Source organism: Bacillus sp. CIS52, assembly GCF_053545315.1.
This window is the reverse complement of sequence record NZ_JBIUFR010000002.1, coordinates 462,899-482,653: the sequence shown is the minus strand read 5'-3', so window position 1 is coordinate 482,653 and position 19,755 is coordinate 462,899. Positions and strand designations below refer to the sequence as shown.

At 44.8% G+C, this 19,755-nt stretch carries 25 protein-coding genes, 1 tRNA gene and 1 riboswitch; of the genes, 8 read left to right on the top strand and 18 right to left on the bottom strand.

The genetic code is table 11. The features are described from left to right. Positions 1-20: 20 nt before the first annotated feature. Genes gcvPB through gcvT form a run of 3 tightly spaced genes read right to left on the bottom strand, consistent with a single transcriptional unit; the run spans position 21 to position 3,947 of the window. Positions 21-1,493, bottom strand: a complete 1,473-nt coding sequence (gene gcvPB, locus ACH32G_RS12400; protein ID WP_047475636.1) for an aminomethyl-transferring glycine dehydrogenase subunit GcvPB — start codon at positions 1,491-1,493, stop codon at positions 21-23. Beyond that, entirely contained in the window at positions 1,486-2,832 is a 1,347-nt protein-coding gene (gcvPA, locus tag ACH32G_RS12395) for an aminomethyl-transferring glycine dehydrogenase subunit GcvPA (protein WP_188154557.1), read from the bottom strand. The genes gcvPB and gcvPA overlap by 8 nt, the downstream gene beginning before the upstream one ends. Positions 2,833-2,846: 14 nt before the next feature. After that, positions 2,847-3,947 carry a glycine cleavage system aminomethyltransferase GcvT gene (gene gcvT, locus ACH32G_RS12390; RefSeq protein ID WP_016938980.1) on the bottom strand — a complete coding sequence of 367 codons (1,101 nt, stop codon included), beginning with the start codon at positions 3,945-3,947 and terminating at the stop codon, positions 2,847-2,849. Between the two features lie 178 nt (positions 3,948-4,125). Next, positions 4,126-4,226: riboswitch (glycine riboswitch) on the bottom strand. A 145-nt stretch (positions 4,227-4,371) separates the two neighbouring features. On the opposite strand from gcvT, the gene ACH32G_RS12385 reads away from it, so the two are divergent. The 4 genes from ACH32G_RS12385 to sinR all read left to right on the top strand — a co-directional run bounded on the left by ACH32G_RS12385 (position 4,372) and on the right by sinR (position 7,577). Then, positions 4,372-6,042, top strand: coding sequence for a DEAD/DEAH box helicase (locus tag ACH32G_RS12385; RefSeq protein WP_045926712.1), 1,671 nt, complete (start codon positions 4,372-4,374; stop codon positions 6,040-6,042). 21 nt (positions 6,043-6,063) lie between these two features. After that, a complete protein-coding gene (locus tag ACH32G_RS12380) occupies positions 6,064-6,858 on the top strand; it encodes a YqhG family protein (protein ID WP_045926713.1) in 795 nt (264 codons plus the stop codon). Positions 6,859-7,034: 176 nt separating this feature from the next. Next, entirely contained in the window at positions 7,035-7,208 is a 174-nt protein-coding gene (gene sinI, locus ACH32G_RS12375; RefSeq protein ID WP_016938977.1) for an anti-repressor SinI, read from the top strand. A gap of 33 nt (positions 7,209-7,241) precedes the next feature. Continuing rightward, on the top strand, positions 7,242-7,577 hold the full coding sequence (sinR, locus tag ACH32G_RS12370; RefSeq protein ID WP_003226345.1) for a transcriptional regulator SinR: 336 nt from the start codon (positions 7,242-7,244) through the stop codon (positions 7,575-7,577). 47 nt (positions 7,578-7,624) lie between these two features. On the opposite strand, the gene tasA is transcribed toward sinR, so the two are convergent. The 3 genes from tasA to tapA form a co-directional block, all read right to left on the bottom strand. Further along, on the bottom strand, positions 7,625-8,410 hold the full coding sequence (tasA, locus tag ACH32G_RS12365; protein ID WP_047475632.1) for a biofilm matrix protein TasA: 786 nt from the start codon (positions 8,408-8,410) through the stop codon (positions 7,625-7,627). Between the two features lie 63 nt (positions 8,411-8,473). Then, positions 8,474-9,058 carry a signal peptidase I SipW gene (gene sipW / locus ACH32G_RS12360; RefSeq protein ID WP_049627012.1) on the bottom strand — a complete coding sequence of 195 codons (585 nt, stop codon included), beginning with the start codon at positions 9,056-9,058 and terminating at the stop codon, positions 8,474-8,476. Beyond that, entirely contained in the window at positions 9,030-9,701 is a 672-nt protein-coding gene (tapA, locus tag ACH32G_RS12355; RefSeq protein WP_198697876.1) for an amyloid fiber anchoring/assembly protein TapA, read from the bottom strand. The genes sipW and tapA overlap by 29 nt, the downstream gene beginning before the upstream one ends. Before the next feature lie 258 nt (positions 9,702-9,959). On the opposite strand from tapA, the gene ACH32G_RS12350 reads away from it, so the two are divergent. Next, positions 9,960-10,289: a DUF3889 domain-containing protein gene (locus ACH32G_RS12350; RefSeq protein WP_198697877.1), complete on the top strand. Its 330-nt coding sequence runs from the start codon at positions 9,960-9,962 to the stop codon at positions 10,287-10,289. 39 nt (positions 10,290-10,328) lie between these two features. On the opposite strand, the gene ACH32G_RS12345 is transcribed toward ACH32G_RS12350, so the two are convergent. The 9 genes from ACH32G_RS12345 to ACH32G_RS12305 form a co-directional block, all read right to left on the bottom strand. Then, complete coding sequence (locus ACH32G_RS12345; protein WP_016938971.1) at positions 10,329-10,508, bottom strand: YqzE family protein; 180 nt, start codon at positions 10,506-10,508, stop codon at positions 10,329-10,331. 56 nt (positions 10,509-10,564) lie between these two features. Then, positions 10,565-10,942, bottom strand: a complete 378-nt coding sequence (comGG, locus tag ACH32G_RS12340) for a competence type IV pilus minor pilin ComGG (protein ID WP_016938970.1) — start codon at positions 10,940-10,942, stop codon at positions 10,565-10,567. After that, the gene (gene comGF / locus ACH32G_RS12335; RefSeq protein ID WP_448814403.1) at positions 10,943-11,440 is read right to left on the bottom strand and encodes a competence type IV pilus minor pilin ComGF; all 498 of its coding nucleotides are present in this window, start codon (positions 11,438-11,440) and stop codon (positions 10,943-10,945) included. Next, complete coding sequence (comGE, locus tag ACH32G_RS12330; RefSeq protein WP_045926718.1) at positions 11,352-11,666, bottom strand: competence type IV pilus minor pilin ComGE; 315 nt, start codon at positions 11,664-11,666, stop codon at positions 11,352-11,354. Before comGE ends, comGF begins: the two co-directional genes overlap by 89 nt. After that, positions 11,650-12,087 (bottom strand): competence type IV pilus minor pilin ComGD, encoded by a 438-nt coding sequence (gene comGD / locus ACH32G_RS12325; RefSeq protein WP_045926719.1) that lies wholly within the window; start codon positions 12,085-12,087, stop codon positions 11,650-11,652. Before comGD ends, comGE begins: the two co-directional genes overlap by 17 nt. Then, positions 12,077-12,385, bottom strand: coding sequence for a competence type IV pilus major pilin ComGC (comGC, locus tag ACH32G_RS12320; RefSeq protein WP_016938966.1), 309 nt, complete (start codon positions 12,383-12,385; stop codon positions 12,077-12,079). Before comGC ends, comGD begins: the two co-directional genes overlap by 11 nt. A 4-nt stretch (positions 12,386-12,389) precedes the next feature. Next, positions 12,390-13,427, bottom strand: coding sequence for a competence type IV pilus assembly protein ComGB (gene comGB, locus ACH32G_RS12315; RefSeq protein WP_064777758.1), 1,038 nt, complete (start codon positions 13,425-13,427; stop codon positions 12,390-12,392). Then, positions 13,414-14,484: a competence type IV pilus ATPase ComGA gene (gene comGA / locus ACH32G_RS12310; protein ID WP_095241609.1), complete on the bottom strand. Its 1,071-nt coding sequence runs from the start codon at positions 14,482-14,484 to the stop codon at positions 13,414-13,416. The genes comGB and comGA overlap by 14 nt, the downstream gene beginning before the upstream one ends. A 192-nt stretch (positions 14,485-14,676) precedes the next feature. Further along, positions 14,677-15,627: a magnesium transporter CorA family protein gene (locus tag ACH32G_RS12305; RefSeq protein ID WP_049627017.1), complete on the bottom strand. Its 951-nt coding sequence runs from the start codon at positions 15,625-15,627 to the stop codon at positions 14,677-14,679. Between the two features lie 147 nt (positions 15,628-15,774). On the opposite strand from ACH32G_RS12305, the gene ACH32G_RS12300 reads away from it, so the two are divergent. Next, positions 15,775-17,076, top strand: coding sequence for a hemolysin family protein (locus tag ACH32G_RS12300; RefSeq protein ID WP_099744659.1), 1,302 nt, complete (start codon positions 15,775-15,777; stop codon positions 17,074-17,076). Positions 17,077-17,113: 37 nt separating this feature from the next. Here the strand turns inward: ACH32G_RS12300 and ACH32G_RS12295 are convergent, their stop codons facing one another. Further along, a complete protein-coding gene (locus tag ACH32G_RS12295) occupies positions 17,114-17,944 on the bottom strand; it encodes an STAS domain-containing protein (protein WP_099744660.1) in 831 nt (276 codons plus the stop codon). A 73-nt stretch (positions 17,945-18,017) separates the two neighbouring features. Between ACH32G_RS12295 and ACH32G_RS12290 the strand changes: the two genes are divergently transcribed. After that, positions 18,018-18,088 (top strand) — tRNA-Gln (locus tag ACH32G_RS12290). A 64-nt stretch (positions 18,089-18,152) separates the two neighbouring features. On the opposite strand, the gene ACH32G_RS12285 is transcribed toward ACH32G_RS12290, so the two are convergent. Continuing rightward, on the bottom strand, positions 18,153-18,533 hold the full coding sequence (locus tag ACH32G_RS12285) for a Spx/MgsR family RNA polymerase-binding regulatory protein (RefSeq protein ID WP_045926723.1): 381 nt from the start codon (positions 18,531-18,533) through the stop codon (positions 18,153-18,155). 236 nt (positions 18,534-18,769) lie between these two features. On the opposite strand from ACH32G_RS12285, the gene ACH32G_RS12280 reads away from it, so the two are divergent. After that, positions 18,770-19,015 (top strand): DUF2626 domain-containing protein, encoded by a 246-nt coding sequence (locus ACH32G_RS12280; protein WP_003153078.1) that lies wholly within the window; start codon positions 18,770-18,772, stop codon positions 19,013-19,015. Positions 19,016-19,054: 39 nt separating this feature from the next. Here ACH32G_RS12280 and ACH32G_RS12275 read toward each other — a convergent pair whose 3' ends face one another. Beyond that, positions 19,055-19,693, bottom strand: a complete 639-nt coding sequence (locus ACH32G_RS12275) for an MBL fold metallo-hydrolase (RefSeq protein WP_016938959.1) — start codon at positions 19,691-19,693, stop codon at positions 19,055-19,057. Between the last annotated feature and the right edge of the window lie 62 nt (positions 19,694-19,755).

Sequence of the window (19,755 nt, the reverse complement as noted above, 5' to 3'; positions counted from 1 at the left end):
TTATACGGAAGCTCTTTTTTTTACACCCCTTCAGATGTATGTTCGTATTTTAAAACCGGCTTTCTTGCGGCCTTGGTTTCATCCATTCTTTTGACTACCGTGGTATGCGGCGCCTCCTGAACGATTTCAGGCGATTCCTCCGCCTCCCGCGCAATTTGAATCATCGCATCTATAAACGCATCAAGCGTTTCCTTGGATTCCGTTTCCGTCGGTTCGATCATGATGCTTTCTTCAACATTTAGCGGGAAATACACAGTCGGCGGGTGATAACCGAAATCTAAAAGCCGTTTAGCGATATCAAGCGTTCTTACGCCGAGCTTTTTCTGCCTTCTTCCCGATAACACAAATTCATGCTTGCAATGACGATCATACGGGAGATCATAATAAGGCGCGAGTCTTCTCATCATATAATTTGCATTTAAAACCGCGTTTTCGGTCACTGCTTTTAAGCCGTCAGGCCCCATAGAACGGATATACGTGTAGGCTCTGACATTAATGCCGAAGTTGCCGTAATAAGGCTTTACGCGCCCGATCGATTGCGGGCGGTCATCGTCAAAAGTCAAACGGCCCTCTTTTTTCGTGAGAACGGGTTTCGGCAGATACGGAATGAATTCTTTTTTTACTCCGACCGGCCCCGAACCCGGTCCTCCCCCGCCGTGCGGCCCGGTAAATGTTTTATGCAGATTAAGGTGAACGACGTCAAACCCCATATCTCCCGGTCTTGCTTTACTTAAAACGGCATTTAAATTCGCTCCGTCATAGTAAAGTTTTCCGCCGGCCTGATGGACGATTTCAGCCATTTCCGTAATGTTTTCCTCAAATAATCCGAGGGTGTTCGGATTCGTCAGCATCAGCGCCGCTGTTTCTTCATTTACCGCTCTTTTCAGATCTTCAATGTCAACCAGTCCGTGTTCATTCGACTTGACGGTAATCGTTTCAAAACCGGCGACCGTAGCGGATGCCGGATTCGTGCCGTGAGCTGAATCAGGGACAATGACCTTCGTCCGTCCGAAGTCCCCGCGCGCTTCATGATAGGCGCGGATCATCATCAGGCCGGTCCATTCGCCGTGAGCGCCCGCGGCAGGCTGCAGCGTCACCTCGTCCATGCCGGTAATTTCCTCCAAATGTCCGCTTAAATCGTATAAAAGCTCAAGCGCCCCCTGAACCGTGTCCTCGTCCTGAAGCGGGTGAATGGCGGAAAAGCCAGGGAACCGGGCAATTTTTTCATTTAATTTCGGATTGTATTTCATCGTACAGGAGCCGAGCGGATAAAAACCTGAATCAACTCCGTGGTTTCTTCTGGAAAGAGCGGTATAATGCCGCATAATATCAAGCTCTGATACTTCCGGCAGCTTTGCGTCTTCATCGCGGATGTAGTCACCGGGAAGAAGGCTTTCAAGCTCTGTTTCCGGCACATCAAGCTCCGGAAGGCTGTAACCGATACGCCCTTCGCGGGACATTTCAAAAATAAGCGCCTGATCTTGATTATTCATGTTGATCCCCCAATCCCGCAATAAGCGAATCGATCTCTTCTTTTGTTCTCAGCTCTGTGACGGCAATGAGCATATGCTGATTCAATTCCGGATACGCAAGGCCTAAGTCATATCCGCCGATGATGCCGTCATTGAGGAGCCGCCGGTTTGCTTCCTTGACGGGGAGGTTCAGCCTGACGGCAAATTCATTAAACATCGGGCCGTCGAATGCTACGTGCAAGCCGGCTTTTTTCGCTTGGCGTCTCGCGTAATCGGCTTTCAGTATATTTTGGCGGGCCATGTCTTTGACGCCGTTTTTTCCGAGCGCCGTCATCGCGACTGAAGCTGCTAACGCATTCAGCGCCTGGTTTGAGCAGATGTTAGAGGTGGCTTTGTCTCTTCTGATATGCTGCTCGCGCGCCTGAAGGGTGAGAACAAAACCTCTCCGCCCGTTTTCATCCTCCGTTTGGCCGACAAGCCGGCCCGGCACCTTTCTCATCAGTTTTTTCGTTACTGCAAAATAGCCGCAGTGCGGGCCGCCGAACGCCGCAGGTATGCCGAAAGGCTGCGCGTCCCCGACGACGATATCAGCTCCGTATGCTCCGGGCGGAGTCAAAATACCGAGGGCGAGCGGGTTAGAAGAAACAATCAGCTGGCTGTTCCCTTTATGTGCGAGCGGCTCAATGTCCTTTAACGGCTCAATTTGTCCGAAGAAGTTCGGATACTGAACGATCACGGCGGCCGTCTCATCACAAACGGCATGTTCCAATGCTTCAAGATCTGTGACGCCGTTTTTCGCGGGCACCTCTACAACCTCAATATATTGGCCCTTTGCGTATGTTTTCAGAACATCCCGTGATTCCGGATGAACGGCTGCGGAAATGACGATTTTTTTCTTTTTCGTATGTCCCGATGCAAGCATCGCCGCTTCTGCCAGCGCCGTTCCCCCGTCGTACATGGAGGAGTTTGCAATATCCATACCTGTTAACTCGCAAATCATCGTTTGAAATTCAAAAATCGCCTGCAGCTCTCCTTGTGAAATTTCAGGCTGGTAAGGCGTATATGCCGTGTAGAACTCTGACCGGGAAATCACATGATCGACGATAACCGGCTGATAGTGATCGTACACTCCTGCCCCCAGAAAAGATGCATATGTAACAGCGTCCTTATTTTTCGCCGCAAGCTTTGTCAGCTCTCTCGTCAGCTCTGTTTCTGATTTTGCTTTTTTAATTTGGTAGTCTTTTTGAAACCTCACATCTTCCGGAATATCGGCAAACAGTTCATCAATTGAATCTGCGCCGATGGCTTTCAGCATTTCTTTTTTATCCTGTTCTGTCGCGGGCAAATATCGATGCTTCATATGACTCTCCTTTTTCAGCTCTGTTTTGGGCGTTTATAAAACGGCGTGCGGACAATCTTTGCTTTTACCGTTTTTTTGCGGATTTCCACTTCGACTTCCGTTCCAATTCCACTGAATTCCGTTTTGATTAAGGCAAGGCCGATATTTTTCTTTAACGTCGGGGATTGTGTGCCTGTCGTGACTTCCCCGATCAGGGCACCGTCTTTTTTCACGGCGTATCCGTGTCTCGGAATCCCCTTTTCAATCATCTCAAGCCCGACCAGCTTACGCGGAGCTCCTTTTTCTTTCTGTTCACTCAATACAGACTTCCCAAAAAAATCAGAATCTTTCTTGTGTTTTACGGCAAATCCGATCCCGGCTTCAATCGGTGTAATGTCTTTCGTCAATTCCTGACCGTATAAAGCGAGCTTCGCTTCAAATCTCAGCGTATCACGCGCGCCGAGGCCGCACGGAACGATTCCTTCATTCTCTCCCGCTGTAAGAATCTCCTTAAATAGATGCACCGCATCTTCATTTCGGCAATAGAGTTCAAACCCGTCTTCACCGGTATAGCCTGTTCTTGAAAGCAGAACTTGGCGGCCGGCAACGTCCGCTCCATCAATAAACGTAAACGGTTTTAAGGAAGACAAATCACGTTCAGTCAGCTTCGCAAGAACCGCCTGAGCATTCGGCCCCTGAACGGCTAGCAGTGAAATCCCGTCAGACTGATTCATCAGCGTGACATCCCCTTCCGCGTGTTCTGTCAGCCAAGCGATGTCTTTTTCAATATTGGACGCGTTAATCACAAGCAGATAGCAGCTCTCGCTTTTCTGATAGATCAGCAAATCATCGACCGTACCGCCGTCAGGATAACACATGGCGGTATAGAGGGCGCTTCCCGGATTTAAATCGGCAACGTCATTTGTCATCATTTTTTGCAGAAAAGACAGGGCGTCTTTACCGGAGACTTCGACTTCTCCCATATGGGATACATCAAACAGACCCGCCTTTGTGCGGACGGCTTCATGCTCCTCTTTAATAGAAGAAAATTGAACCGGCAGCTCCCATCCTCCAAAATCAATCGTTTTTCCGCCGTATTCTTTATACACGTCATAAAGCGGTGTTCGTTTCAGCATCATCTTCCCCCTTCAGTCATTGGCGCATTGTAAAGACATATAAAAAAGGACAGAGAAACACCTCATGAAAATGAAGGTTTCTCTGTCCCGGCACCTGAAAGTTTACTTTATGAAAACATCATAAAGACGTCCCCTTTGGTGGTCTGCTGCTTCAAATCGCAGACACTCTCCAGAGTTGCGTCGAGCAAGAGTTCTTTTGCCTGAGAGATTCACTCCGCAGTTTGCTCCTTCGGCGCCCGGATGCACATTTTTCGTCCGAGTCTCTCCCCTTGCTGTCATTCGCTCATATTTACCAATTGTTATGGACATACTAAAGCAATATCTTTTAGTGAAATGATTACTTATATCCTACCACCCTCACTTACGTCCGGCAACAAAAATGATGATAAATCAGTTTTTTAAAAGAAAGGCGGTTTTGTTACATATGACAGCAGAGATCATATTTGATGCAAACTGGCCGGGAGAGTTTTCTGAGCGGCTGAAAACCGACGGCCCCTGGTCAAATTGGGAGATGTACAAACTGTCGGCTGAAGTCCAGCAGACCCTTGCCATTCCTGAATTCGAAGGGTTAAGGGCTCCTTTATACCTGCCTGATTTCACTCCGCTTCCCCATCAGCTTGAAGTCGCGCAGAAAGTCGTTGAAAAAATGAACGGCAAAGCGATTTTGGCTGATGAAGTGGGGCTCGGAAAAACGGTCGAAGCGGGACTGATTTTAAAAGAATACATGATTCGCGGGCTGGCCAAAAAAATCCTGATTCTTGTGCCGGCATCACTCGTGTCCCAGTGGGTGAAAGAGCTTCAGGAGAAGTTTTTAATACCCGCTGTTGAACAGAAAAAAAGCTATGTGTGGGAACAGTGCGATATCGTCGTTTCTTCTATTGATACGGCCAAGCGTTCGCCTCACAAGGAGATTGTGCTTTCGATTCCGTATGATCTCGTCATTATTGACGAAGCGCATAAGCTCAAAAACAGCAAAACGAAAAATTATGAATTTGCGAGAAGTCTTGTGAAGAAATACTGCCTGCTTCTGACGGCGACTCCGATTCAAAACCGGATCGAAGAAATTTTCAATTTAGTGTCACTGTTAAAACCCGGCCACTTAGGAAATGAAAGCGGATTTCAAGAAACGTTCAATCAAAAGGACGGGATTGACGCTCATGAGCATTTGAAAGAGCTCGTCAATAAAGTGATGATCCGCAACACACGGAGCGACACAGGGCTTACATGGACGAAGCGACACGTGGAAACAGTGCCGATCACCTTTTCACCGACGGAACAGGCGCTCTACGATGACATTAACGCACTGAAAAACGGCACAGAAAAGCCCGCAAGCGCATTTTCCATTATGACGCTGCAACGGGAGTGCTGTTCAAGCAGGGAAGCCGTGTATATGACGCTTAAAAAAATGCTTGATCAAAAAGACAAACAAGCGCCCGCTTTCGATGAACAGACGATCGCCAATTTAATGGACCGCATCAATCAAGTCACGCAAAACTCAAAAGCGATTCAAGTTGTTGACTTAATTAAAAAGATTAATGACAAGGTCATTATTTTTACTGAGTATCGGGCGACACAGATTTATCTACAATGGTTCCTCCAGCAGAACGGCATAAGCTCCGTTCCGTTCAGAGGCGGATTTAAGCGCGGGAAAAAAGACTGGATGAAGGATCTCTTCCGCGGCAAAGTGCAGGTCCTGATCGCTACAGAAGCCGGAGGGGAAGGGATCAACCTGCAATTTTGCAACCATATTATCAACTATGACCTTCCGTGGAACCCGATGCGGCTTGAACAAAGAATCGGAAGGATTCACAGACTCGGTCAGGAAAGAGATGTCCACATCTACAATATGGCGACAAAACATACGGTGGAAGAGCATATCTTAAAACTCTTGTATGACAAAATTCATTTATTTGAAAATGTCGTCGGAGAACTAGATGACATTTTAACAAAAATCAAAGTGAGCAATTTTGAAGATCATTTACATGATATTTTATGCCACTCGCTGACAGAGGAAGAAATGCGGATCAAAATGGACAACCTTACCTCTTTCTTATCGTATGGTACGGAAAAACCCGCCAGAAAAAAAGGCTCTTAATCTAAAAGGAGGAAGCGCGACATGAGACAGCAGGAAGTTCACCAATTTTTACTGCGCTTTTTTGAAGCGAACCACTGCCCGATTACTGAACACGGGCCGGGTTTTATGACGGTTCAGTTGACGGTCGAGATGGACAAACAAATTATGAACCGCCCGTTTTATTGGCATTGGCGTGAAAAAACGGGCGGCGAACCGAACCCGATGAAGATTACGTTCATCACTGATAAAGAAACGGCTCCGGAGGATATGGACGGCGAGTTTATTTACTTTGGAGCCCCGCGCCTCTTTCAAATCTTTCAAGCAGTTAAACAAAATGGGAGATTTACAAGAATATATGAGAAAATTGTATCAGCCGGAGCCAGAGTGCCGCTTCAGCCCTGGCTTGGATTAAATGTAGTGATTTCATACCAATCCGACATGAAAAAAGACAGACTTTTGTCTTTAGGCCTGCATCTTGTTTCTGGAACAATCGTTGAGGGATTTCAGCAGAAGCTTGCACCTCTGCCGATGACATCACAAATATCAGACTATTGCTTTACCATATCGCCGATGATTAAGCCGGAAAGCGGAATTAAAAGGATGGAGCATTACTTAAAAGACGCTGCCGCCAAAGAGCCGTCAGACTGGGCCGACAGCGCGATCGCCAGATGGAAAAAGGACCTCAGGCTGCTCGATCAGTTTTATGAGCAGACAGAAGAAAAACCTGAGGAATACCATTTGGAAAAACAAGCGCTGAAAGCCTTATATCAGCCGAAAATTCATATTCAGATTGAAAACGGCGGTTTATTTTTCCTGCAAAGTAATTTTTCTGGATAAGCGTTATCCATTCGACACCTTTCCCGTTTTTTCTGGAAATTCTATATTATAATAAAAGTATATAGAAAAAATTTCTGGCGTTTCGCATGCGATGAATCACTTCCAGACATGTAAAGATAAGGTCATGGGCGGATTGGCTGAAATACATAAACAAGTATTTTAGGAGGAGAAAATGCATGAAAAATGCAAAAATGGAATTTTCGCAATTAGATAAGGAATGGGTTGAGCTGATATTAGAAGCTCAAAAAGCAAATATCAGCCTGGAAGAAATACGCAAATACCTGCATTCGCATAAAAAGTCTTCTCAACATATCCAGGCCGCCAGAAGTCATACCGTAAATCCTTTCTGAATGTGCTATAATATCACAAGGAAGGTGATGACATTGATTGGCCAGCGTATTAAACAATACCGAAAAGAAAAAGGCTACTCACTATCAGAACTAGCTGAAAAAGCTGGGGTAGCGAAGTCTTATTTAAGCTCAATAGAACGAAATTTACAGACGAACCCCTCCATTCAATTTCTAGAAAAAGTCTCCGCTGTTCTGGACGTCTCGGTTCATACTTTACTTGATGAAAAACATGAAACCGAATACGATGGTCAATTAGATAGTGAATGGGAGAAATTAGTTCGTGATGCGATGACATCCGGGGTATCAAAAAAACAATTTCGTGAATTTTTAGATTATCAAAAATGGAGAAAATCGCAAAAAGAGGAGTAGTGCCGCCATATGTGCACAACTCCTCTTTTATCTGCCCGACGTTCGGATTAGTTTTTATCCTCACTGTGAGCCTTTTCGTTTTCCTTCACGTAACCGTCTTTATCCGTATGATCTTTTGTAATGGTCAAGCCGTTCCATTGCGTCGCTTCAAAAGAGAATTGAAGAGAAATCGCATTGCCTTGGAATTTGTTTTGGACACTCAGTCCGTCCGCACCTTTTGCGGTATCATTTTTAAATTGGATTTCCATCCGCACCTGATCATAATCAACAGGCGTTTTCGGAACTCCGTCATACTCAGGCGCCGTCTTGCCGTTAATGGTTGCCACATTGACTTTTCCGCTTGCACTCAAGAATTTCGGATCAATGTGTTTGCTGATCGCTTCGGCAGCTGCTTTATCCTGTTTTGTTGACATTAAGTATAAGTCTTTCAGGCTGGCTGCCTTCAAAATGATATTTTTAGGATAGCCGTTGCCGCCTTCTTTGCCGACTGTCAGAACCGTAATTTCAAACTGGCTGAGGAAATCTTCCGCAGATTCGTTTCCTTTTTTCGCTCCTTTGAAGTCAGTAAAATTCAATGCCATCAGCACTTCTTTAATGGCAAGCGAACCATTATTTCTGAATTCAAAATCTTTCGTCAATTTATCACCTGGTTTTAAGTTTGATAAATTGACATTGGCTGATTGTTCTTTAGCCGATAAATCAAGTGTTCCTGACGCAAATGTAGCGTCCGTCGACTTCACATCATTAAATGCGGCCCATGTGCCTCCTCCCACTAATGCTAAACCGAGTGCGGCTGAGGCAACGCCCAAGCTTAATTTCTTTTTCATACCCATGTTTGTATTCCCCCTATTTTTTCTTTTTTGTTATCAAATCCTGTCGCCAGGTTGCAACCGTATTCATGTGGACATCGTCCCGTTTTTCGCATGTTCTTCCAACGCTTTCGTCTTCCGCTCGATATCGCGGAGAGCGCTGACAATAACTGTGATTGAGTAAATCAAAAGCATGACGCCGGGAACGATTAGCAGAATCGCCGTTCCGATCGGCTGGCTTGCCAAATGTATGACATATCCCGCATACGGAAGCTGATATCCCGTATACTGAGCCACCACGTTTTCAGCTTGAACAGGAGCGGCATCCGGAGCGGCATTATGGTCTCCTTTTGTCTCAAACATCAGGTGCCCGCCCTTTTTTGTGATCCCGATAATTCTGTGTGTTACGGCTGATCCGTCATTTTGTGTAAAAGTGATGACATCGCCTTTTTTTAAATCATTCACGTCAGAAATTTTCTTTACCGCTATGAGCGAACCCGTCTTAAATTCCGGGTCCATTGAACCCGACAGCACGGATTTCAGCGTATAGCCGAAGATGGCCGGCTCACCGCCGGAAGCCCGGGTCGAGATCACCGTTAAAGTCAGCACAATAATCAAACTGAAAATGACGGCATACAAAATATTACTGATCAGTTTCAGCGTTCTTTTCATGTTCTTCCCCGCTTTCTTTTACCGGCTCAGCCGGTTGTTTTTCTGTTTTCTTCTGATCGGAAGCCGTCGCCTTTTCCTGGCATTTGACAAGCTTCATCGGTTTTGACCACTCATACTTTTCATCATTCGCAGGATACCCTTCAGGCTTGTAAACCTTGAATGCGTATATGCCTGGCTGCAGGGCCCGCTTTGACTCAATTTTATAAATCGTTTTGCTTTTTTTATCAGTAATAAGCCCTTTATCCACAACATTTCCGTTTTGCAGAGGCTGTTGCTGAGAGGCGATTTTATGGAGTTCCCACCTCCAGTCAGAAACAGTCCGCTCTTTTCCCTTATTCTCCAGCTCGGCATAGAGTTGAAGCGGCGCACACACGGCGCCCGACGTATCAGTTTGATTTGTTATATGTAAATCACTTTGATCCCAGCGTTCGTCATAACGGCAATTGTCATCTGTATATCGAAAATCTCCGCACGTTTGAACCGGAAGACTGAAGCTTTTCACATCATTAAAGGAGGAACTCGTGTCACCCGTAAACTGAGCACATATCGTCACGGACAGGCAGAAAATGAATGAAAGCCGCAAAAACAGCATTATCCTCCATCTCCCCTTATCCCTTTTCTCCATTCGCAACAATCGGAACATGCCTTACCCCCTGTAAAACTGTTAATAAATATAACAATCGTTCTTTTTAAAGAACTGCACAAACAAAGTATAATCAAGGTTTATCGTCTTGAAAAATGTCAAAAACGGTCAAATTGTTCGTTTTTAAGAATATAATCTTTTAAAAACATCGTTTTGCTCCAAATTACACACCTTTTTGGAATTTTTTCTAATAAAATGTGAGAAAATAATGAAGTGTTCAGAACAAATTGGAAATCATATACAGCGAAAGGACGAAGAATGATGATCAAACAAAGTCTGATTTGCCTTTCTCTTCTTGTTTTCGGGGTTTCAGGAATGGATCAGGCGGAAGCGGCGCCTTATTATGCTTTTCACCATAAATCAAAATGGGAAAAAATCGCGGAAAAAGAAGCTAAAAAAAGATATCCGCTCGCTCAAACGTTATTTATTCAAAAGGTGTGGGACCGTAAAAGAACAGATGAAGCGGTAAAACAATACCACCTGACATTGCGGGAAGGCGCTAAAGAATTTGGTGTGTTTGTTACGATTTCTTTTAATCCCTACAGCCAAAAAGTAAATAAAATTGCCGTCATTGAGGAATACCAATAAAGGCCCTCCTGTATCAGGAGGACCTTCGTGTGTTACACTTTATTTTTTCCGCTGCATCCACAGCTTAAAACCATACGGCAATATTCCGAACCAGTGCTGGGAAGCCGGCACTTTCTTTTCTTTCCGCACTTCTTTTCGCTCTTTCCGTTCCTGTTTCGGCGTATCGAAATATTTAACGAATTGCTCAGTCATATATTTTACATAATCGTTTGTTTTCACGGCTCTCACCTCATATTGCTGTCTTTACTATGAAGTGTTGTCCCGCCGCCTCTTTTTTATACTTCTGTCCATTGAATCAGCTGTTTCTTCTTCTGATTGAACAAAAGGTGAACCTCCCGTCTCGTCCCTGACGCTGTTTCCGCCTGAATTGTAACCTGAACCGCTTCCGGGTTATCGCTTTCGGTGATCTGAAAGGAAACGGTTCCGTACGGAAAACGATGTGTATCGGTTCGGTCCTTTTGTCCCTGTATCACATGACGGCTTGACAGCAGCGCGCCGTTTTGAAGCAGGTTCTCACCGATCCAGTACTCCCCGGCCTCTTTTGCAAAGGTTTTTCGGGTGATGAAATCAGTTGAAGTATAGCTGATGACAAGTAAAACCGCGGCAGAAACAAACAGAACCGCTGGATATATAAACCCGTCAGATTTGTACATTTAATCACCTTTTAAAGAGCTGTAAACCGGAATAGCTGCCTGATTCTTTTTACCTGTATCGCTTGAGATCTCTAATAAAAGCAGGCCGTTTTTCACACCAGCCGTTAAAGATGCCGCATGATGCAGGATCGGCACGTGGCCTTTTCCGTTCACTCTTTTCCTTATCATCGTATGGTAGATTTCAAAACGCACTTCTTCGCCTCCTGTTTTCCGGCAGCTTAATGCCCGTCCGCCGTCCGCCGGCTTTACAGTCTCAGCCTGTTTACATTCATTCATGATCTGCTGAACGGCAATATGATATTCCCGGCTGTCTATTCCGCCGTTATCGTTTTGGCCTGATAAAAACAAATGTAAAACCGGGCTCAGGGTGCTTGATAAGAAGAGACAGACTGCCAAGGAAAACAAAACATTAAGAAGCGTAAAGCCAGTCTGTTTTGAGAATGCTGAGACACATTTCTTTTTCGCCGCGGACAGCCGCACAGACTTTGTAATAATCACCTTCCTCCTTCCACGTCACACCGGGAGACGGCTGCTTTTTTCCGGACATCATATAAGCGCTGATGCGTTCCTGGAGAAGCTGGCGCGCTTTTTGGCGTTCCTCTGTTTTCAGATTATCCGTCAGCATGTCCGTCCAGACCGGAACGATAGAAATCATAAGAAACAGCCAAATGGCCATTGCTGATAGTGTTTCAATAGTAGAGAACCCTTTATTTCCGTTCTGCATGGACATTTCCGCTCCCTAGGTAAACTGTTATTTCATAAGTGACCCCTGCGTGCTTCAATTGAATCTTTCCGCCGGAATTCGGATGGCCTTTTTCATTAAATTCAAGGCTCTCCGGCAAGGTCATAAGTGTAATATGAAGCGAATCAAATGAACGCTCGACAGCCTTTCCGGCTGACTGGAATTTGTATTTATGCTCTTTTGGGAGAAAAATGATTTTTGTTCTTTTATGCTCTGCGACAGCCGTTTCCTGTACAAGCTGAATATCTTTTTGGAGCTGTTCCGTTTTTTGCCGAACGGCCAGATGGGTATAAACCGGCGGAAGCGCCGTGAACAAGACCGTCAGCAGAACGGACGCCAGGCTTAACACAATCAGGCTTTCAAGAAGGGTGAATCCGCTTTCTGTCAGCCTGTTATTGTTCAACTGTAACTTCCCCGCCGCTAATTAAGATCTGTTTTCCATTCGGACAGGCTGTATTCTTTTTGATATATCCCTCTGACTGTAAGTCTTTCATATCCGGCATTTTTCCTTCATGGTCGATTTCGTACGCCGTCACTTGGGCTTTCACCATATTCTGCAGTCCTTCACAGCCTTTATGCTGTATGCTTTGATTATGTTTTGTAACGTTAGGAATCGTTATTAAAAGCAGAATTGAAACGATAAATAACACGATCAGCATTTCAATTAAAGTAAATCCATCTTGATTTTTCAGACGAAGCACTCCCTTACATTTGGTTCATCATCTGGTACATCGGCATCATCATTGACATATAGACAATCAGAATCATACCGGCCACAACGCCGTAAATGACAGGCTGGAGAATGCCTGTATACTTCTCCGCGTTTTGTTCAAGGCGCTCCATCATAAACTGACTGTACGTATAAAGCTCGCGATGAAGCCTGCCGTTTGCCTGTCCGTGGCTGACTGCGGCCGCTAGATCTTTTTCATAACACGGATGCCCGGAAAGAGCGGATTCTATTGTCTCACCTGCTTTCAAACGTGTAATGAGCATATCCGCTTCTTCACGATAAAAAGGCAGAAAAGATTGTTCCTTAAAAGCCGTTAAGCTGTCATAGATAGAAAGACCGGATTTCAGAAGGCTGCTGAGCTGTAAAGAGAAAAAGTAGCTGTTAAAAAGAACGGCTGCTTTTCCTATTAAGGGGATTTTCACAACAATAAGCATTTTGTCTTGCGGGGATTTTTTCTTACATAAAAACCAAACGAACAAAAACAAGCTGAGGGCGGCTGACAGCACCAGTGCGCAAGCTTCGTGAAAATGCTGAAAAAACGAAAAAATGAAACTGACGCAACCGGAAGTATTCATATTCATTGATTGATAAATCCCTGAAAATTGCGGGATGATCATACTTTGCAGAATATAAAACATGACAAAGACGGAGCAGATTAAAAACATCGGATACCGGAGCATTTTTTTGACTTGATTCGTCTGCATGAGCTTTCTCTGTAACAATTCGCCGCTTTGTTTCATCGCCCCGGGCAATTCTCCGTGTTTTTCCGCGAAATAGCAGATAGAGACGGCTTCTTTATGAAAAGACAATGCCTCAAGCACTTCGTAAAACGCATCGCCTTCCCTCAGCCGGCGGATTCCGTCCGTCAGCTCTGCAAGCTGGCGTTTATGAAGCTGGAGTTTCAGCAGTCTGAGCCCTTCGATCAGACTGTACCCTTTTTCGATCATTTCACCGAGCCTTTTCAAAAAAGCCGCTTGATCTTTCAACGGCCAGGTTCTTTTAATCCGCTTCATGATACACCCACCGATCGTAGTTATCAGTCGTGACATAGCCGAGCGCGATTCCTTTTCGGATCAGCCTGCGGAGCGTCTGATATTGAAAATTGGCGTGCTCTCCTTTTGCTTCCTGAAAGCATTGGGTGAGATTTTTCCCATAAAGCAGTTCATAGATTCCCGCACGGCGCGTCTCCCTGTACAGCCGGCAGTACACGGAGCAGTTTTCCGCTTTGCAAAACGGACACGTTAAATCAACCAGACGCTGAGCGGCAATGGCAATAACGGTTTGTTCAATTTCCGTCATGTTCACCCCAAACTCCAGCAGTCTGTATATAGCGCCTTTAGCATCTCTTGTATGCAGGCTTGAAAGAACAAGATGCCCCGTCATAGCCGCGCGGACTGCGATTTCAGCCGTCTCGGCATCCCTGATTTCCCCTAAGATGATCATATCGGGGTCATGTCTTAAAATCGCTTTTAAACCGGCGGAGTATGTGACTCCGGCTTTTTCATTCACCTGAACTTGTAAAACATCTTCATCTCTCGTTTCTACGGGATCTTCAAGCGTGACAATCCGCCGGTTGAAATGCCGTTTTGCATAATTGACAAGCGAGTAGAGAGTGGTCGTTTTTCCAGATCCGGTCGGACCGGTAAAAAGAATCAAGCCGTGGGAATGCTTCAGAAAGGACAAGAGTGCGGCGCCTGCCCCCGGAAATAAGGACAGTTTATCCAGAGGGGGAATCTGCCGCTTAGGCAAAAGCCTGATGACAAGACTTTCATCATTCATTGTCGGTAAGGTTGACATCCTTAAATGAACGGTTTCGGATGGAAGCGGCAGAGACAGTGATCCGTTTTGCGGCTTTCGTCTTTCTCCTATATCCATCGCCGATAAAAACTTAAAATGAGAAATAAGCCTTACGCATTCCTCTTTTTTTAAGACTCTTTTTTTCACAAGAGCATGACCAATGCGAAAATGAATGAAAGCATCCCTTTCACGCGGCACAATGTGTATATCTGAAGCTCTTGCCGTATAGGCCTCGTTTATAATGTTCCTGCTGTATGTTTCAATATTCTCCATAAGACTTCCCTCCTTCCGACACGTATTGTAAATCAAATACACAAGAGCCGGCAAAAGAGAAATAATGCTTTTTACACAGTGTAAAACGTAAAAAAATCAAAAATCAGCTGCATGATATTGATTTACTGAATGAAATCCGGAACCATTCAGTCATTTTCGGCCGCCAAAAAAGCAGGCATGTGCCTGCTCTTCTTAGCGTTTCTTCTCTTTCCGCAAATATTTCTTTTGATTCTCCCGCAGAATATCCCCTGTCCAGCCCTTCTGCCGCAGATAAATGTAAATCAGCAGGGTTGATACGATAATAAGCACGATGGAACAAATATATGAATATTTCCAATGAAGCTCCGGCATATTATCAAAGTTCATCCCCCAGAGAGCGCCAAGCGCCGTCATCGGTGTAAAGAGAGTTGTAAAGATCGTCAATGCTTTTACAATTTCATTTCCTCTTTGAGAGGTAATGACCTCCTCGGCATGCAGCAGATTGCTCAGCTCCTGATCGAACTCATTGATATATGTAATCCCTCTCTCCATCTTTTGATGAGCCCTGAGGTAATCTTTCTGCCTGTCATTTTTCGGAAGAAACGCTTCTTTTAAAGCCATTTCCACTTTTTTAGCCCCCAGTATCAGGCCTTTCCAAATGAACAGCTCATGGCGCAGCTTATGCACGTTTTCCAAGATTCCTTTGCTGTTGTCATCATGAATCTGCCATTTGAGCGTCCGTTGCTTGACTTCAAATTCATCCAGTCCGATCAGATAGGAATTCATCAGCTCTCCCAGCAGAACAAAAAAGCCTTCAATCGGATTTTCACAGGTTTGAATCTGCTGTGTGGCATGCTTTTCTTTTACACCGCGCAGCAGCGAAAAATCAAAATTAATCGTAAAAAAGAAGTCTCTCGTAATATAAAAGTGAAATACGGTATGGTTTTTTTCATCATCTAATCCTTGATGATAGATTAAAGAACCGAAAACCGCTTCATTATTTTGATCATTTGTATCTGCGCGCAGAAAGTTTATATGATTTTCATGTTCAAACCACTTTTCGCATTGCGGCCAGTGATTGTGGTGGATCATTTTTTTTGCTTCCGCTTTTTCATGCGGACCGAGCTGGTACCAAAACCAGTCCGTCCCCGAATGTATCTTCATCTCTTGTCAGCCTCCAGTTTCGCTTTCTTGTTTTTAATTACCGTAAATGAAGCAGGCTAAACCAGGTTTGATGTTTGAGCAGCTTTCCAGAGTGGTATTATTCCGAAAAAAGGGAGGTGCAAGCCTTCCTTCACGGAAGGCGTTACATTGTATATCATCAAACTGACTGCCATCGTACTATTTATTTTATTAACGGCGTGTTTTGTCGCCATCGAGTTTTCAATCGTTAAAGCAAGGCGCTCCCGCATCAATCAGCTCATTCAGGAAGGTGTGAAAGGGGCAAAAGCAGCCAAGCATGTCATTACACACCTTGATGAATATTTATCGGCGTGCCAATTGGGCATCACCGTAACCGCCTTGGGACTCGGCTGGCTTGGTGAACCGACAGTCAAAGCAATGCTTCACCCGTTATTTTTAAAAACCGGGCTTCATGAAGCGGTTTCCCATGTACTGTCGCTGATTATCGCATTTTTGCTTGTTACATATGTGAATGTTGTCATCGGTGAACTCGCCCCGAAAAGTTTTGCCATTCAAAAAGCCGAGCGGATTACGCTTTTGTTTGCCAGACCGATCATTTTGTTTTATAAGTTAATGTTTCCGTTCATCTGGCTGCTTAACCATTCCGCCCGCCTGATTACAGCCCTGTTCGGCTTGAAGCCGGCTTCAGAACATGAAATGGCTTATACGGAAGAAGAATTGCGGGTGCTGCTTGCTGAAAGCTACCGAAGCGGCATGATTAAAAAAAGCGAGCTGCATTACGTAAATAACATTTTCACATTTGATAAGCGCACTGCGAAAGAAATCATGGTGCCCCGGAATGAAATGGTGAGCCTGCCGTTAGACAGCGGTTCAGGACATATGCTCCGCGACATTATCAAAACAAATAAATATACCCGGTATCCTGTCGTAAAGGGAGATAAAGATCATGTTGTCGGCATCATCAATATAAAAGAAGTTTTATTCAGATTCCTGTCTGAAGGGGCATCGTTTACAAAACACGAGCTCAGCCCTTACATTCAGCCGGCCATCCACGTGATTGAGACGATCCCGATTTATCAATTGTTCGTTAAAATGCAGCGGGAACACGCCCATATGGCCATTCTCATTGATGAGTACGGCGGAACCGCGGGATTAGTAACCGTGGAAGACATCATTGAAGAGATCGTCGGCGAGATCCGGGACGAATTTGATACGGATGAGACACCTTCCGTTCAAAAGCTTGGAGACAGCCGTTATCTTCTGAACGCCAAATTGCTGATCAGTGACGTCAATGACGTACTCGGAACTGAGATTACGGCCGATCAAGTCGATACACTCGGGGGCTGGTTCCTTACTCAGCATATTGATGCAAAACCCGGAAGCACCATTGATTTTGAAGGGTACACATTTACAGTAAAAGAAATCGACAGCCATCATATCATTACGATTGAAGCTGACAAAGCTGAATAGCTGAGGGGGGAATCCCTCTCGGCCATTCAGCTTTATATCATCTTAATGATTCTTTTACGACAAAACCGTTTTTTGCCAGCGCCTTCGCCAGACTCTGCTCCGTTTTCACCTGAGAAAAGTCGATGCCGAGCTTCACGACGGTTTGCGCGATTTCCGGCCGGATGCCTGAGATTGTCGTTTCTATGCCAAGAAGTTTTGTGCTGTCAATCACTTTAAAAATTTGATAAGCGACCATCGTATCCACAATCGGCACACCTGATATATCTAGAAATAAATAAGAAAGCCGGAGCGAAGAACATTGGTCAAGCACCGATTCCAAAATCATTTTTGCCCGGTAAGTGTCAATTTCGCCGACAAGCGGCAAAATTCCAATACCGTCGGCAATCGGCATAATCGGCGCACTTAGTTCGTTAATCATTTCTTTTTGGGCGTTTAATTGCGTTATCGTCACTTTATGATATTCCTCTGTAAATACTTCAATCATATGGTCAATTGCTTGGTTCAGCTTTTCTCCCCATGTAAATACCGCATTTGTATCAGGCTTCTCAGACATCATTTCACTGCATGCCTGTATGCGGTTCCAGACCAATCTCCGGAATTCTTTAAAGCTTGCGACGCTTTCATAGACCGGGACTTCATGCACGGCCCTGTCTCTTGCGAACTGCAGCGCCCACTTTGTCAGCTCCTCTTCTCCGCCGTCTTTCCCTGATAAAATGCCGGCAACGATTTCAATTAACAGGCGGTGCTGCGTTTCCGCTTTCTGATCATCTGAAGGCCGCCCCGGTTCGGGGATGAGCAGCCATTGACGTATGATTTCGCCTGATTCTTCAATTAATACTTGAGATAATACTTCATTTAAATGTTTCACGGGTTTCCTCCATTCAAATCTGACTTGTATGTATAAACCGGCGCCGGATGCACATACTGTAATTAGCATTCGATGGGCTATAGCCAAGCGGTAAGGCAATGGACTTTGACTCCGTGATCGTTGGTTCGAATCCAGCTAGCCCAGTCCTGGAACCGCAAAAAACGAAGATTAGCTGATAATGTTTGATCAGCGGATCTTCGTTTTTTTCTTATGATACAGATTGATGTACCGTTTTTTTCTTCGTCAGCTTCATCAATTCTCCTGGATTATATCCGACAACAAGCTTTTTGCGATCGATCAGGATCGGACGCCGCAGCAGCTTCGGCTTTTCAGTCAAAAGCTTCAGCACTTCATTTACAGTCATTTCTTCAATGTTCAGGTTGAGGTTTTTAAATGTTTGGCTCCTCGTCGCTAATATTTCATCAATTCCTTCGGTTGTTAAGGATAAGATTTGCTTCAATTCATCAATTGACGGTGTCTCCCTGAATAGGTGGCGCTCTTGAAAGTCAATATTGTGGGCTTTTAACCAATGTTTCGTTTTTCGGCATGATGTGCAGCTCGGGTATGAATAAAAAATAAGATCTTTCATTTTTAAAAATTCCTCCCTCGGATTATCCGTCTCTTTGTTAACATAAGTACCCTGAACTTTTTTTCACTAAACATATTTCAAAAAGGTTTTTCGGATCTTTTTTAGCGAACGGCATAAGATATAAAACACAGGGAAAGACATAAATTCCACAATAAATATAATCATGAAAATGTTTACATTTTAACTGCCGATCTATTATAATAAACTTCAGATAGACTCTCGGGAGGGGATAAGGAATGAATCGCATGTTCCGGGTGTTAGGATTTTGGACGGGGATTTTTGCAGTCATGTTTTTTTTAGGCGGCATGAAAGACGCATCTCTTTTGTTTTTTGGACAGACGATCTTTTTCGTATTTCTTTCTTATTTGAATCTGACTGAGCGGATGTATATTTATATTTTCGGAGCGTACTTAACCGTATTTTTCGCCGGATTTACATATTACTCTATTTTTATTATGACACCGGGCGGCGGAACCCACTGACTGAAAAAGACAGACCGATTACGGTCTGTCTTTTTTCGTTTACAATGAAAATCCATTAATAAACGGATTTCGCTCCTGCTCTGTCTGGATGTCCGTTTCCGCGCCATGACCGCTTAACACAAGTGTATGTCCGGGAAGCGTGAGCAGTTTTTGATGGATGGAATCAAGCAATACGTCTTGATTTCCTCCATGTAAATCCGTCCGGCCGATGCCTCCCTGAAAGAGCACATCGCCTGAAATCACCAAATCAGCGTCCTTCACATAATAAGAAACGCTTCCAGGTGAATGTCCCGGCGTAAACAGCGTCTCCAAATGGAAAGGGCCGATGTCCAATATGCCGTCGCCTTCAATCAGCCGATCGGCGGGCCGTGCCGTGACAGCGATGCCGCGCAATATGCCTGATCCGTTTAAGGAAGAGTCCTCCAGCCACTTTTCTTCATTTTTGTGAAGATATACGGGAACATCCCATCTGTCTCTTACCTCGTCAAGCGCGCCGATATGGTCAAAATGGGCGTGCGTCAGCAAGATCGCAAGCGGCTTCAAATTGTTTTCTTTTATGTAATTGTTGAGTTTGTCCGCTTCCCCGCCCGGATCGAAAATTAGACAAGATTGATCCTCGCTGACGAGAAAATAGGCGTTTGCCTGAATCGGACCGGCCGGCATTCGTCTCCATTTCACTTTCATCACCTCTTTATGTATATGCCCTTATTATGAAGGTTTTCTGCCGAAGATTCAATGAA